This is a genomic window from Burkholderia sp. WSM2232 (assembly GCF_000472545.1).
Lineage (GTDB): Bacteria > Pseudomonadota > Gammaproteobacteria > Burkholderiales > Burkholderiaceae > Paraburkholderia.
Map to the genome: position 1 here is coordinate 1 of NZ_AWZV01000027.1, position 12457 is coordinate 12457.

Consider the following 12457-nt stretch of genomic DNA (forward strand, 5'->3'; position numbering starts at 1 on the left):
TCGTGGTTGGTGTCCATCAGCAGATGGCGCACGCCCGCGCAGAAATGGAACATGTAGGCCCAGCCGAGCACCAGCACGATGAGCTTGACGATGATGTTGGAGAAGAAGGCCTTGAAGCCCNCGAAGCTCAGCTCCGAGGTCAGGCTCTGGTCGAAGAGGTACAGCAGGAACGGCAGCGCGACGAACAGCAGGCCGCCGCTCACGCGATGCAGGATCGACACGCGCCCCGCCAGAGGCAGGCGATACGCCGTCAATATCTGCCCGATACCGATGTTCCGGAATTCCGGCCTCGGTTTTTTTAATGTGTCAGCCACAGTAGACCCCTTCATCTCATTAGAGAAACCCAACGGCGCACTGCCGCGCGCCTTCATCGGCGCGGCTCGTCCGGCCCTCATCGTCATGAAGATGAAAGCTCTGTATTGCGGGGAAGACTTATAGGACGCGGACTGCGCGATGGCGATATTTTGTCGCAGCGCTGATATACTGTCCAATATCTATCTCGTCTTACTGAAATAGGTTTTACAGATACCGGATGGAACTGCGTCATATCCGCTACTTTCTTGCGGTTGCCGAGGAGCGCAACGTCACGCGTGCCGCCGAAAGACTCGGCATTGGCCAGCCGCCGCTCAGCCAGCAGATTCACGCGCTCGAATCCGAAATCGGCGTGCGGCTGTTTCGCCGCACGGGCCACGGTGTCGTGTTGACGGAGGCCGGCGAGGCCTTCGCTGCCGACGCGCAGCGCATTCTGTACGACACGCGCCTTGCGGTCGAAAAAGCCCAGAGCGCGGGGCGCGGTGAGATCGGGCAGTTCAACATCGGCTTCACCGGGTCCGCTGCGTTCAACCCGGTTGTCTCGAAGCTGATTCGCGCTTATCGGCAGGACTATCCGAATGTCACGCTCACGCTCGCGGAGGGCAACACGGCGCAACTGCTCGCCTATCTGGGCGACGGCCGCGTGGATGTCGCGTTCGTGCGTCTTGGCAGCCAGTCGCCTGCGGGCGTGCAATTCCATCACATTGCAATCGAGCCGATGCGGGTCGTGTTGCCGGCCACGCATCGCCTCGCGAAGAAACGCCGGATTCCGCTCTCGGCGTTGGCCGAAGACCCGTTCGTGATGTTGCCGCGAGAAGCGAGCCCCACGCTGCACGATGTGATCGTGGGGGCATGCCGGGAGGCGGGCTTCGAGCCGATCGCCGGGCAACAGGCGCCGCAGCTCTCGTCGGTGGTGAACCTGGTCGCGGCGGAGTTCGGTGTGTCCCTGGTGCCAGCTTCCGTGTGTCAGATACGCGTGGAAGGCGTTGCGTATACCGACGTGCTCGGCAACGCGATTTCGATCCGCTTGTCGCTGGCCTCACGCATGGAAGCGGCGCCTGCAAAGACGGCCAATTTTCTGCAAAAGGCGTTTGCGTTGGGCGCGTCGATCATTTGAGGCCTCGGCCTCGGCGCGGCGCGTCGGCTTGGGCGACTGTGCCTCCTGCGATCCGAGCCGCGCTGTCTTTTTTAGCAACACATCCGCGACCGGTTGCGTCAACGTGCAACAACGCTCAGCACGCCGGCCCGCGTGCTGACTCATCCCCACTGTTCTCCTGTGTCCGGCCTGGCGCGTGTTGCGCGCGGGCGCTGCCGCAATGGCATGCGACTTGCCTTGAACCGCTCGCAGCCAGACTGCGTTCCCCAGACGATGGCGTGGCCGCCCGGCTTCGCGTCGATAACTCAACAGCAACCAGGTGGTGTGGGACCAGAGTAGCGCGCTCGCTTGAACTCGGGTCGACCGCAACAAGTTGTATGGGACCGGAGTAATGGGCTTCGCTCGAACTCCGGTCGACCGCAACAGGTTGCATGGGACCGGAGTAACGAGCTTCGCTCGAACTCCGGTCGACACAGGAGACAAAAGGATGAAAGCACGTTCAATTGCAGCGATGCGGCCGAGGGCGCTTGCGGTAAGCGTCGCAATAGCCGTCGGTCTGTCATGCGCAACAGCCGCCGTAGCCGACGACTACCCGGCCGTCACCTACGAGCGACTCACCGCCGCGCAAAGCGATCCAGGCTGGCTCACCTACTACCGCACCTACAACGGCCAGGCCCATTCGCCCCTCAAGCAGATCGATGCGTCGAATGTGAAGCAGCTCAAACAGGTCTGGAGCTACAAGTTTCCCGCCGATCTGCAGCAAGGTTTCGAAGCGACGCCGATCGTCAATGGCCGTTATCTCTTCGTGACCACGCCGAAAGACAACGTCTATGCCTTCGACGCGGCAACCGGCAAGCAACTGTGGAAGTTCGAACCGAAGCTCGGCGCGGAGTCGTTCAAGACCGCCTGCTGCGACGTCATCAATCGCGGCGTCGCGCTCTACGGCAAGAACGTCTACGTCGCCATGCTCAACGGCGAAGTGGTGTCGCTCGATGCGCAAACAGGTGCGCTCGCGTGGCGCAAGTCGATGTTCGAGCCTGGCCTCGGCTACGCGTTCTCGCTCGCGCCGCTTGCACTCGACGGCGCGCTGGTGGTGGGCAGCGCGGGCGGCGAATACGGCGCACGCGGCTTCATCGCAGCTTTGAACCCCGACAACGGCAACGTGCTGTGGAAGCGCTTCACCGTTCCGGCGGCGGGCGAGAAGGGCGGCAACACGTGGCCCGACGGCATGCAGGAGCACGGCGGCGCACCCGCATGGCTGACAGGCACGTATGACGCGGCATCGAAAACGCTGTACTGGGGTGTCGGCAATCCCGGACCCTGGCTCGCGGATCTCAGGCCGGGCGACAACCTGTATTCGGATTCGCTGCTCGCGCTCGATCCGAAAACCGGTGACCTGAAATGGCATTACCAGTACACCAAAAACGATACGTGGGACTACGACGGCGTCAACACGCCGGTGCTCGCCAACATCAAGTATCAGGACAAGGACTACGACGCGATCATCCACGCGGACCGCAACGGCTACTTCCATGCCATCGACCGCGGCACGGGCAAGCTGATCTACGCGAAGCCGTTCGTCAAGGCGACCTCGGTAACGGGTTATACGGCGGACGGCGTGCCGATTCAGGACCGCTCGAAATACCCGAAGACCGGCACGACAATCGAAACGTGCCCGAGCTTCCTTGGCGGCAAGAACTGGTGGTCGGTCTCGTACGATCCCGACAAGCACATTGCGATCGTTCCTGCGCTGCATGCGTGCATGTCGCTGTCCGGCAAGTCGGTGACCTACATGGAAGGACTGCCGTACCTCGGCGAAGGCTTCGAGATCAAACCTGAACCGGGCAGCAAAGGCTACGGCGAACTGCAGGCTATCGACGTCAGCACCGGCAAGAAGCTTTGGAGCTACTGGAGCAAGCTGCCCTGGAACGGCGGCGTAGCGACGACCGCAGGCGGCCTCGCGTTCAGCGGCTCGCTCGACGGCCACCTCTATGCATTCGATTCGGCAACCGGCAAGGTGCTCTGGAAGAGTCCCAAGCTCGCGAGCGGCATCGTCGCGCAACCCTCGGTGTTCGAAGTGAACGGCAAGCAGTATGTAGCGATCCTCGCCGGCTACGGCGGTGCGAACCCTATCTGGGGCGGCCCGATGGCAAAAGCTGCCGAGAAGATCCCACGCGGCGGCACGCTCTACGTGTTCGCACTCAACAACGGCTGATGTCCAGAACCGCCGTACCCGCCTGCTCGACGCCGCTGCGGGCGAGCGGGCGGGTCACGGTAGCCCGCCTTTTCCGGAAAGCAAGATCATGACGACTCGACTCAACTCCTATGCGCTCGCCGGCGCCTTGCTCGCGAGCGGCGCGCTGATATCCGGCCACGCCAGCGCGGGCGTGCGCGCCTGCACGTTTCCGGGCAGCCCGTCGACAGTACTCGACGAGGCCGTTGCACGCGAAGCCTTTCGCACCGCGGGCATTCCCCTCACGCTCGCACCCGGCGGCTTTGCGAGCAGCGACGACGACGGCGTGTCCCTCAAGGAACTCGACAAGGCGCTCGCGCGCAAGTGCGATGTGATTGCCGGCTTTCCACGCTCGACGGTCGCCGACGGCTCGGACAGCAAACTCAGATTTTCGCGTGCTTATCTGCACTCGGGTTATGTGAGCGTGACGATGCCCGAAGCAACTGCACACAAGGACAGCGCCGAGACTGTTGCCGCCACTTATGCGAGCCCCGCGCAGCTCATCGCCGTGCAGCAGCCCAACGTGAAACTCGATCTGGAGAACACCGCTGAACTGACCGTCGACGCCGTCGCGAACGGACATGCGCAACGCGCAATTGTCTGGTATCCGGCGGTCGTCGCGTATACGAACTCGCACCCTGAGCGGCACTTCAGGATTGCGCAGACCGCGTCGCCGTATGCCGACTGGCAACTCGTATTTGCGTTCGGCAAGAACGGTGCGGCGTTGCAGCCGCGTATCGACGCCGCGCTGCGCAAGATGGAATCCGACGGCAGGCTCGCCGCGTTGACGCGCGGCTGGACGCTGCCTCGCACAGCGCAGGCGAGCGTGCCGGACGCAGCAGCGTTTGCCTATCGCGATGGTCCTCGCGATGCCGGCGTCATGCCGTCCGTGATGCGAGCCGGGGGCCGCGAGATGGGCCGAGGGGATATCATCAAGGTGGACGCGGTCGCATCCGCAGACGTGCCCGGTTTCGACCGCGGGCAGGTCGCACATGGCAAGACCTTGTATTCCAGCGCCTGTGCGAAGTGCCACGGTCCTGAGCTGCAAGGACTGAATGCGCCGGCGTTGCGTGGTCCGTCGTTCGCACCAGCGGGCCATTCGAAGCTGACCATCGGCGGTGTGTACGGATACATGGCGAACAACATGCCGGCGGATCGTCCGGGCAAGATGAAACCGCAGGATTACGCGGACATCATGGCGTTCCTGTTGTATTCGAACGGCTACAGCGCCGGCAAGAGCAAGCTGACGGACGAGGCCGCGAGGGCGTCGTCACGACCGCTGACCGCGGGTACTTCGCTCAACGCAGGCGCTACGCAATAGCTGTAGGCGTCGAAAAAAGTTGCGGGCAGCGCGGCCCGCTCAGCAAAGCGCCCGGCGATTCTCTGTCGTTCAGCAGAATCGCCGGGCGCTTGAACACGTGTGCGGCCAACGCAGTCCGGCAAACCGAAGGGACGCGCGCCACCTTACGCACGGTTCAATTCACTCTACCCAGCCGCGCTGCCGCGCATGCTCGATAAAGCGGTAGATGTCAGTGGCGAGATTCGACGCGTTGAACAAGTCTTCGAGTTCGCCGATGATGTCGTCGAGTTCGCGCGTGCCGTCGCAACGGCTCAGTATTTCGCCTGCGCTGGAATTCAAGCGGATCGTTCCATCGGGCGAGAGCAGCACGTAGCCGTCTTCGGCTACTTCCCATCGCACGCAAAAGAGCGGGCGCAAATGTGGCCGCGGACCGGCACAGCGTTCAGTATCCGGAGCGTTCATGCGAGGCACGCGTCGTATTCGTGGTGGCAGGCCGCGCCTGCATGCTGAGGGGATTCACGTTGTGATGAGGGGTGACTCGAATCGTGCCGCGCGCGTCACGTCGAGCGACGCGCGCGGTGTTCATGCTTGCTTCAGCGTGTGGCGATATACATCGTCACTTCAAAACCGAAACGCAGGTCGGTGTAGGCGGGGGTGGTCCACTGCATGGCTGTCTCCTTGGATAGGACATTCGATTGAATAACCGCATCGTTGAAGCGGTCTCGTATCCAAACGCAAGGTCCATGCCGAACTTGTCGACGTCTCCATTAAGCCGGTTAAAAGCGCAAGTCATGCGTTGTATCGCCAACGAAGGCTCGTTTGCGGGTCGACGCGCGCCGTGCGCGAACCCGGAGCGTGCCGCGCGCGGCGCTGATGGCCGCGCGCTGTTCAATTGTGGAACAGCGGTGTTGCAAGATAGAGCAATGCCACACGGCACCCGGCAATCACGCTGCGTCTTCGCTGTGATTCGCGCCGTGCGCCGGCAGTTTGCGGTAGATCGTATTGCGCGAGATGCCGAGCGTGCGTGCCGCAGCCGACACGTTGCCGCCATGCTGTGCGAGCGCGTTGGCAATCACGCTTGCGGCGACGTCGTGCAGCCGCCCCGTGGGCAGCGGCAATACGCCCGCTTTTTGCGCAGATGTCGGACCGACGGCGCGCAGATCGTCGAAGAAGTCGTCCGGCAGATGCTCGCGGCGGATCTCGCCGTCCTCATCCACCATGACCGCCGCGGTGCGCAGCAGGTTGCCCAACTGGCGGAAATTGCCCGGCCACGCGCATTGCTCGAACAGCATCATGACGTCGTCTGCAATGGTGAGTGGCTGGCCGCCGGCATTTTCGGCCGATGCGTTATCCAGCATCTTTCTGATCACCGCGGACAGATCGGTGCGCTCGCGCAGCGGCGGCAGTTTGACGACAAGGCCATTGAGCCGGTAGTACAGGTCCTCGCGAAAGCGGGCCTGCGCAATCATTTCGCGCAGATCGCGATGGGTCGCGCAAATAATCGCGACATCCACCGGAATCGACTTCGCGGAGCCGAGCGGATTCACCAGACGCTCCTGCAGCACGCGCAGCAGCCGCACCTGCAACGGGTAGGGCATGTCGCCGATTTCGTCGAGAAAAAGCGTGCCGCCGTTGGCCTGCAGCAGTTTGCCGACAGCGCCCTTGCGCCGCGCGCCGGTGAAGGCGCCTTCCTCGTAGCCGAACAGTTCCGATTCGATCAGCGTTTCCGGTATCGACGCGCAGTTCACCGCGACAAACGGCCCGGCATGTCGCGGTGAATCGTTGTGAATGGCTTGCGCGAGCAGTTCCTTGCCGGTGCCCGTCTCGCCGGTAATGAGGATCGGGATGTTCTTGCCGATCACCTTGCGCACCTTGGTGATGACCGCCGCGATCTGCGGGTCGCCCGTGTCGAGCGAGCTTAGTTTCGACAGAGGATTCGTGGCCGCCGCGCCTCTTTCGCTGCGCTGCGTTGCGGGCGCTTGGGTCTGCACGTGTGGCCGGGCGGGCTCGTCGGCCACCGTGCCGCGGCGCAACTGGACGTGTGCGCAGACCACGGCGCCGTTGCTCAGGTTCAGCGAGAGGTGACGGTCGCGCTGCATGCTCAGACGGTCCAACAACTGCGCGCTCGTGAGCCCGAACAGCGACGACAGCGTATGCGCCCGCAGTCCGGCAAGCGGCAGGCCGAGCTGGAATTGCGCGCTGCGATTCGCGGATAGAAAGCGGCCGTCGCAGGTGAACGCGGCGATGCCCTCCATCAAGGTGCCCAGAAACTCCGGGCGGCCGTGAAAGGCAATCTGCAAGGTCTCGCGAAACGTATTGGCGAACAGATGATTTTCGATCATCTGCACCGACATTTTCGCGAGCGCCATGGTGTGCTGGTGATAGCTGCGGTGGTCGCCGGTCACGTCGAGCACGCCGATGAGATCGCCGTACGGATCGAGAATCGGCACGCTCGAGCAGGTCAGAAAGCGGTTTGCGGCCAGATAGTGCTGCTCGCCATGCACGACGGTCGCGGTGCGTTCGGCGAGCGCCGTGCCGATCGCATTTGTACCTTGCCGGCTTTCCGCCCAGTTCGCGCCGGGTCGCAGGGCGACCTTCTCGGCGCGCTGCAGGAAATCGTCGTCGCCGATGGAATGAAGGATCAGCCCTTCGGCATCCGTCAGCACGATCATGCTTTGGGTGTTCACAATCTGCTCATGCAAGGTTTCCATAACCGGCGTAGCGTGCGCGCAGAGAATGCGATTCTGCTCGAGCTTCAATGCCAGTTCGCCTGCAGGCAGCACGTCGTAGTCAGGGCGCATGGACTCGCTCAAACCGAATACTTCCGAGCGTTCATGGGACTTCTGAATAGACGGGGTCAGCCAGCAAGCCTCGCGCGGGGCGAGTGGGGTTACGGCGTGATACATGTCATCGCGCATTGTCTCCTCCTGGTCAGGCCCCGGTCGCTGTGCCGGGGTCGTGCTGGTGCGACACGATGCAAATACCGCGCCAGTTGTTCGCCGTCCGCGTGGCGGGCATTGTTGACATCAATCAATCGCGGCGCGGGCAAAGCACGGATCATGAGCTTGGGTGATGCACGCCCGCCTGAAAAAGTGTGGATGCTGCTGCCGCGCGAGCGGCCGGGAGAAAAATCATGGTACGCGCCGAATACCGGATCGTCGTTGCAGTGGTCGCCGTGTTTGCGTCTCTCGCCGGGTTGTCCCTGGCAATCGACGGACTGCTGTTCGATAACAGCGGCTTCGTGCGATACGGATTCGCAGCTACGGTCGCCGGAGTCGCAGCGTTCGTGCTGCTGCTCAATCCCGGAGCCACTGACAGAGACTGAGATGGTCCGGGGTGCGCGCGGCGCGCGCCGCGCGCAGTGGAATCAGACGTTCTCCGATTCGTCACCGGCGGCGAACAGGCGGTGTTCCGCCTGCGCCTGTTCGTTGTCGATACATTGCACATGCCAGTGGCCCGTCATCAGCGTCCGGGCGCGTTCGGCGCACCATTGCGCCCGCCCGGTTTCGCCTTCAAAGCGTCTGTTGCAATCGTTCAGTTCGAGACCTTCGAGCACGCAGACGGGCGCGCTGTCTTCGGGCGAGCACACGAGCGTGTTGCCGCAGTCCACTTGCAACGTGCCCCATTCCGGGAGCTCGAGACCAAGATGGCCTTCGCGCGACCATTGCCGCGTGTCCAGATCGAGCCAGAGAATGGCGAATGCCATGGGATGGACGCGGTCGAACGTGTGGAGGTGGATAGTGAGACGCATCATGATTCTCCTGTCAAATGCCCCCGCATGATCAAAGCTGGTTGGCGCAGCGCGATCTGCGCTTTTGCTTGCGCGTTCGGGCTGCGGTCCAGTTCATATTTGTCGACGAACCGTGCGGTCGTCTGCCGCGATACCCTCATGCCGTGATCGCGCGCACGATTGCGTGGACGGCATGTTGTCACTCTGTCAGGCCAGGCCGTGCGCGGATTGATCTGGATCAGCGGCCTTGCAACGGCGAACCGGGCGTTGCAGCGGCCGCGGCTCGCGGCGGCTAGTCGAGCTTCAGCACGACGCGGCCATCCACGCGGCCGTTCTTCAGTTCTTCGAAAACATGGTTGATGTTCTCGAGCCGGTCGAGATGAATCCGCGCCCGAACGCGGCCTTGCGCGGCAAAGTCGAGCGATTCCTGCAGGTCCCTGCGGGTGCCGACTATCGAACCGCGCACGGTGATGCCGTTAAGCACCGTGGAAAAGATCGGCAGCGGAAAGTCGCCGGGCGGCAGGCCGTTCAGCGCAACGGTGCCGCCTCGCCGTACCATGCCCAGCGCCTGCGCAAACGCGCTGCGCGACACGGCGGTCACGAGTACGCCGTGAGTGCCGCCAATTTCCTTCTGAATCGCAGCGGCCGGGTCGCACTCCAGCGCATTGAACGTGAGCTCCGCGCCGAGTTCGCGCGCAAGAGCGAGTTTGTCCTCCGCTATGTCGACGGCTGCGACGCGCAAACCCATCGCAATCGCATATTGAACCGCGACGTGGCCCAGGCCGCCGATTCCCGAAATGGTGATCCATTGACCCGGCCGCGTGTCCGTCACGCGAATGCCTTTATAGACGGTCACGCCGGCGCACAGAATCGGCGCGATATCTTCGAACGTAACGGACGCCGGCAGATGGCCGACATAGTTCGGGTCCGCCAGCACATACTCGGCGTATCCGCCGTTGACCGAATAACCCGTGTTCTGCTGCTCGTTGCACAGCGTTTCCCAACCGCCCAGGCAATGTTCGCAGTGACCGCACGCGGTATAGAGCCACGGCACGCCGACGCGATCGCCCTCCTTGATATGCGCGACGCCTTCGCCGACTGCGGCGACATAGCCCACGCCTTCGTGGCCGGGAATGAACGGCAATGACGGTTTGACCGGCCAGTCGCCGTCGGCGGCGTGCAGGTCGGTGTGACAGACGCCCGACGCCTTTACGTTGACGAGAATCTGACCGCGGCCAGGCCGTGGCACGGCGACTTCCTCGATATGCAGCGGCGCACCGAATTCGCGAACTACGGCGGCTTTCATCATTTGAGCCATGAGCTTCTCCAGACGATGGTTGGACCGCAATCAGTATCTGCTCCGCGCACTCGAACGAATTGACATGCGTCAGCCAGGACGCTCGCTGACGGCGCACGGTTGCAGCGCCGGGACCACGGTTGCGTGCAAGGTCCTTCCGCATGATCCATGTCAAGCGGGGGCAGGCGCCGCCGTCCTAATCTGGAATCACACCATCACCTAATCACTCAGGAGGCTTGCCATGCGCGCATCTGATGTCATGACCGGCAACGTCATCTCGGTCACACCCGACATGACCATTCGCGAGGTCGCGAGGCTGTTTGTCGAAAAACGTATCAGCGGCGCGCCGGTGCTCGATCCGGACGGCAGCGTCGTCGGCATGATCAGCGAGGGCGATCTCCTGCGGCGTAGCGAAATAGGCACCGACGAGCGCAGGCGCGTGTCGTGGCTGGATTTCTGGTCCGCAAGCCACGAGGCGCGCGACTACGTGAAAACGCATGGCACCAAAGTGGGCGATGTCATGACCACGGACGTGATCACCGTCGAGCCCGACACGCCGCTCGGCGAGGTGGCCGCTATTCTCGAGACCCGCGGCATCAAGCGTGTGCCCGTGACGGAAGCGGGACGGCTCGTCGGCATCGTTAGCCGTGCAAATCTCGTGCAGGCACTCGCGAGCGTGCCGGATGAACCGGTTTCGAAGTCCACGCTTTCGGACGCCGAAATCCGCGCGCTGCTGATGGGCGAACTGGCGGGCCGCAAGTGGGCTTTTGCTGGCCGCAACATTGTCGTGACCGATGGCGTCGTGCATCTGTGGGGCGTGTTTCAGTCGGCCGAGGCGGTGGACGCGGTTCGCGTCGCGGCGCAAAGCATACCGGGTGTCAAGCGGATCGAAGACCACACCGAGCCGTATCAGGTAATGCCGGGCATTTGAAAAAACGACGGGCGGCGCAAGCGCGCCAGCCGAACCGCATGGAGACAGCATCATGAGTTCAAGCGAGCGCGGCGCCGACGGCGCCGCCGCAATCAGGCGGATTCTCGTTGCCGTGGACGCTTCGCCGGAATCGGCGCGCGCAGCGGACTATGTATGCCACATGACGCTGCCCGGTGCGCTGATCCGCATTGTGAGCGTGGCGGAAAATCCTCGCGTGCTGTTGCCGCTCGGATCGATGACGGACGCAGAGTTGCAGCTCGCGCGAACCGAACTCGCGCGCGACGCCGAACAGGCCGTGGCGCGCGCGAAAAAGATGTTCGCGGACGCGGGCATCGAGGTCGAGTCGGGCGTGATCGAGATTGCAAGGCAGGGCGGTTACACGGCGAACGCGCTGATCGATGCGGCGGCACAATGGGGTGCAGATCTGCTGGTGCTCGGCGCGCGTCAGCATCACGGCATGATGCGCTGGGTGGAGGGCACCGTGTCGGAGTTCGTCACCACGCGCGCGCTGTGTTCGATACTCATCGTGCCTGCCGGCTATGAGGCAGACATCGGGCCATCGCCTCAGCGGATTCTCTTTGCTCTTGACGGCAGCGTGGCGTCGCTGGATGCGCTGTACGCGGGTTGCCGGCTCGCCCGCCCGGACTCGCGTTTGCGCGCGATCTATGTGGTCGACCGTGCAGTGCGGTTGACGGATTTCGTGCCGATCCATGTTCTCGAGGAGGCTTTCATCGAAGAAGGCGAGGCGGCTATGGCGAGAGCGAGAAGCGTCTTCGAAACGGTCGGCAACACGGCGGAGACCGCGCTTGTCAAAACCGAGCCTGTCAGCGACGACGTGTCGCACGCCATCGTGCGCGATGCCGAACGGTGGCATGCGGACCTGCTGGTTCTGGGCACGCATGGACGACGCGGCGTCGCACGCTGGCTGCTGGGTAGCGTCGCGGCGCGCACGGCGCGCCTTGCCCGTACTCCGGTGCTGCTCGCGCGGCCCCTGCCCGACGCATGAACCGGCGGGCGGCAGGCGTGCACCTGAGTGCTGCGATATCGACTTGATTCGATTGGCGCATGCGTCGGCTACAGTGGCAAAATCGCAGAAAAAATGGAGGCCACGTGTCGATCGATATCGCTAATTTCACGCCCGGCTGGTCGCTGACCGGCGGCCTCGCGATCGGGACCGCCGTCGCGGTGCTCGTCCTGTTCAACGGGCGAATTGCCGGCATTAGCGGCATTCTGGGTGGTCTGGTGAGCGCGTTGTTCGGTTCACAGCGCAGCGACACCGGGTGGCGTGTCGCGTTTCTGGCGGGGCTCGTTGCGGCGCCTGTGCTTGCGCATTTGCTGGGTGAATCGGTCGTGCTGGACATCGGCGCCGGCTGGGGCCAGTTGCTCGTGGCCGGCTTTCTCGTCGGCCTCGGCACGCGCTATGCGGGCGGTTGCACGAGCGGACATGGCGTCTGCGGAATTTCGCGCGGCTCTCTGCGTTCGGTGGTCGCCACGGCCACCTTCATGGTGGCCGGCTTCCTGACGGTCTTCGTATATCGACATGTGCTGGGAGGCTGAC

13 protein-coding genes are annotated in these 12457 nt (G+C 63.3%); 7 read left to right on the plus strand and 6 right to left on the minus strand.

The features are described 5' to 3' along the window. The coding region (sdhC, locus tag F757_RS0122805; RefSeq protein ID WP_442856656.1) for a succinate dehydrogenase, cytochrome b556 subunit at positions 1-329 on the minus strand (329 nt) is incomplete at its 3' end. A gap of 203 nt (positions 330-532) precedes the next feature. On the opposite strand from sdhC, the gene F757_RS0122815 reads away from it, so the two are divergent. From F757_RS0122815 to F757_RS0122825, 3 genes are all read left to right on the plus strand, one after another. Continuing rightward, positions 533-1429 (plus strand): LysR family transcriptional regulator, encoded by an 897-nt coding sequence (locus F757_RS0122815; protein WP_013341959.1) that lies wholly within the window; start codon positions 533-535, stop codon positions 1427-1429. A gap of 466 nt (positions 1430-1895) precedes the next feature. Continuing rightward, positions 1896-3623 (plus strand): methanol/ethanol family PQQ-dependent dehydrogenase, encoded by a 1728-nt coding sequence (locus F757_RS0122820; RefSeq protein ID WP_027213411.1) that lies wholly within the window; start codon positions 1896-1898, stop codon positions 3621-3623. 88 nt (positions 3624-3711) lie between these two features. After that, positions 3712-4962, plus strand: a complete 1251-nt coding sequence (locus F757_RS0122825) for a c-type cytochrome (RefSeq protein ID WP_027213412.1) — start codon at positions 3712-3714, stop codon at positions 4960-4962. A 159-nt stretch (positions 4963-5121) separates the two neighbouring features. Here F757_RS0122825 and pqqD read toward each other — a convergent pair whose 3' ends face one another. From pqqD to F757_RS0122835, 3 genes are all read right to left on the minus strand, one after another. Then, positions 5122-5403, minus strand: coding sequence for a pyrroloquinoline quinone biosynthesis peptide chaperone PqqD (gene pqqD / locus F757_RS0122830; protein WP_027213413.1), 282 nt, complete (start codon positions 5401-5403; stop codon positions 5122-5124). A 131-nt stretch (positions 5404-5534) separates the two neighbouring features. Continuing rightward, positions 5535-5609 (minus strand): pyrroloquinoline quinone precursor peptide PqqA, encoded by a 75-nt coding sequence (gene pqqA / locus F757_RS35370; protein ID WP_013341955.1) that lies wholly within the window; start codon positions 5607-5609, stop codon positions 5535-5537. 276 nt (positions 5610-5885) lie between these two features. Beyond that, positions 5886-7859: a sigma-54-dependent Fis family transcriptional regulator gene (locus F757_RS0122835; RefSeq protein ID WP_027213414.1), complete on the minus strand. Its 1974-nt coding sequence runs from the start codon at positions 7857-7859 to the stop codon at positions 5886-5888. Between the two features lie 215 nt (positions 7860-8074). Between F757_RS0122835 and F757_RS0122840 the strand changes: the two genes are divergently transcribed. Next, entirely contained in the window at positions 8075-8266 is a 192-nt protein-coding gene (locus tag F757_RS0122840) for a DUF2964 family protein (protein ID WP_027213415.1), read from the plus strand. 42 nt (positions 8267-8308) lie between these two features. On the opposite strand, the gene F757_RS0122845 is transcribed toward F757_RS0122840, so the two are convergent. Continuing rightward, on the minus strand, positions 8309-8692 hold the full coding sequence (locus tag F757_RS0122845) for a DUF3564 domain-containing protein (protein WP_027213416.1): 384 nt from the start codon (positions 8690-8692) through the stop codon (positions 8309-8311). A gap of 271 nt (positions 8693-8963) precedes the next feature. Further along, positions 8964-9989, minus strand: coding sequence for an alcohol dehydrogenase AdhP (adhP, locus tag F757_RS0122855; protein ID WP_027213418.1), 1026 nt, complete (start codon positions 9987-9989; stop codon positions 8964-8966). Between the two features lie 220 nt (positions 9990-10209). Between adhP and F757_RS0122860 the strand changes: the two genes are divergently transcribed. From F757_RS0122860 to F757_RS0122870, 3 genes are all read left to right on the plus strand, one after another. Further along, positions 10210-10899, plus strand: coding sequence for a CBS domain-containing protein (locus F757_RS0122860; RefSeq protein WP_027213419.1), 690 nt, complete (start codon positions 10210-10212; stop codon positions 10897-10899). 52 nt (positions 10900-10951) lie between these two features. Beyond that, positions 10952-11905, plus strand: coding sequence for a universal stress protein (locus tag F757_RS0122865; protein WP_027213420.1), 954 nt, complete (start codon positions 10952-10954; stop codon positions 11903-11905). A 104-nt stretch (positions 11906-12009) separates the two neighbouring features. Continuing rightward, positions 12010-12456: a YeeE/YedE family protein gene (locus F757_RS0122870; RefSeq protein WP_027213421.1), complete on the plus strand. Its 447-nt coding sequence runs from the start codon at positions 12010-12012 to the stop codon at positions 12454-12456. The last annotated feature ends 1 nt before the right edge of the window (position 12457 follow it).

What these genes read in the sequence shown, in the direction of transcription:
- F757_RS0122815 (WP_013341959.1), top strand. Translation starts at nt 533, where the DNA reads ATGGAACTGCGTCATATCCGCTACTTTCTTGCGGTTGCCGAGGAGCGC.
- F757_RS0122820 (WP_027213411.1), top strand. Translation starts at nt 1,896, where the DNA reads ATGAAAGCACGTTCAATTGCAGCGATGCGGCCGAGGGCGCTTGCGGTA.
- F757_RS0122825 (WP_027213412.1), top strand. Translation starts at nt 3,712, where the DNA reads ATGACGACTCGACTCAACTCCTATGCGCTCGCCGGCGCCTTGCTCGCG.
- pqqD (WP_027213413.1), bottom strand. Translation starts at nt 5,403, where the DNA reads ATGAACGCTCCGGATACTGAACGCTGTGCCGGTCCGCGGCCACATTTG.
- F757_RS0122835 (WP_027213414.1), bottom strand. Translation starts at nt 7,859, where the DNA reads ATGCGCGATGACATGTATCACGCCGTAACCCCACTCGCCCCGCGCGAG.
- F757_RS0122840 (WP_027213415.1), top strand. Translation starts at nt 8,075, where the DNA reads ATGGTACGCGCCGAATACCGGATCGTCGTTGCAGTGGTCGCCGTGTTT.
- F757_RS0122845 (WP_027213416.1), bottom strand. Translation starts at nt 8,692, where the DNA reads ATGCGTCTCACTATCCACCTCCACACGTTCGACCGCGTCCATCCCATG.
- adhP (WP_027213418.1), bottom strand. Translation starts at nt 9,989, where the DNA reads ATGGCTCAAATGATGAAAGCCGCCGTAGTTCGCGAATTCGGTGCGCCG.
- F757_RS0122860 (WP_027213419.1), top strand. Translation starts at nt 10,210, where the DNA reads ATGCGCGCATCTGATGTCATGACCGGCAACGTCATCTCGGTCACACCC.
- F757_RS0122865 (WP_027213420.1), top strand. Translation starts at nt 10,952, where the DNA reads ATGAGTTCAAGCGAGCGCGGCGCCGACGGCGCCGCCGCAATCAGGCGG.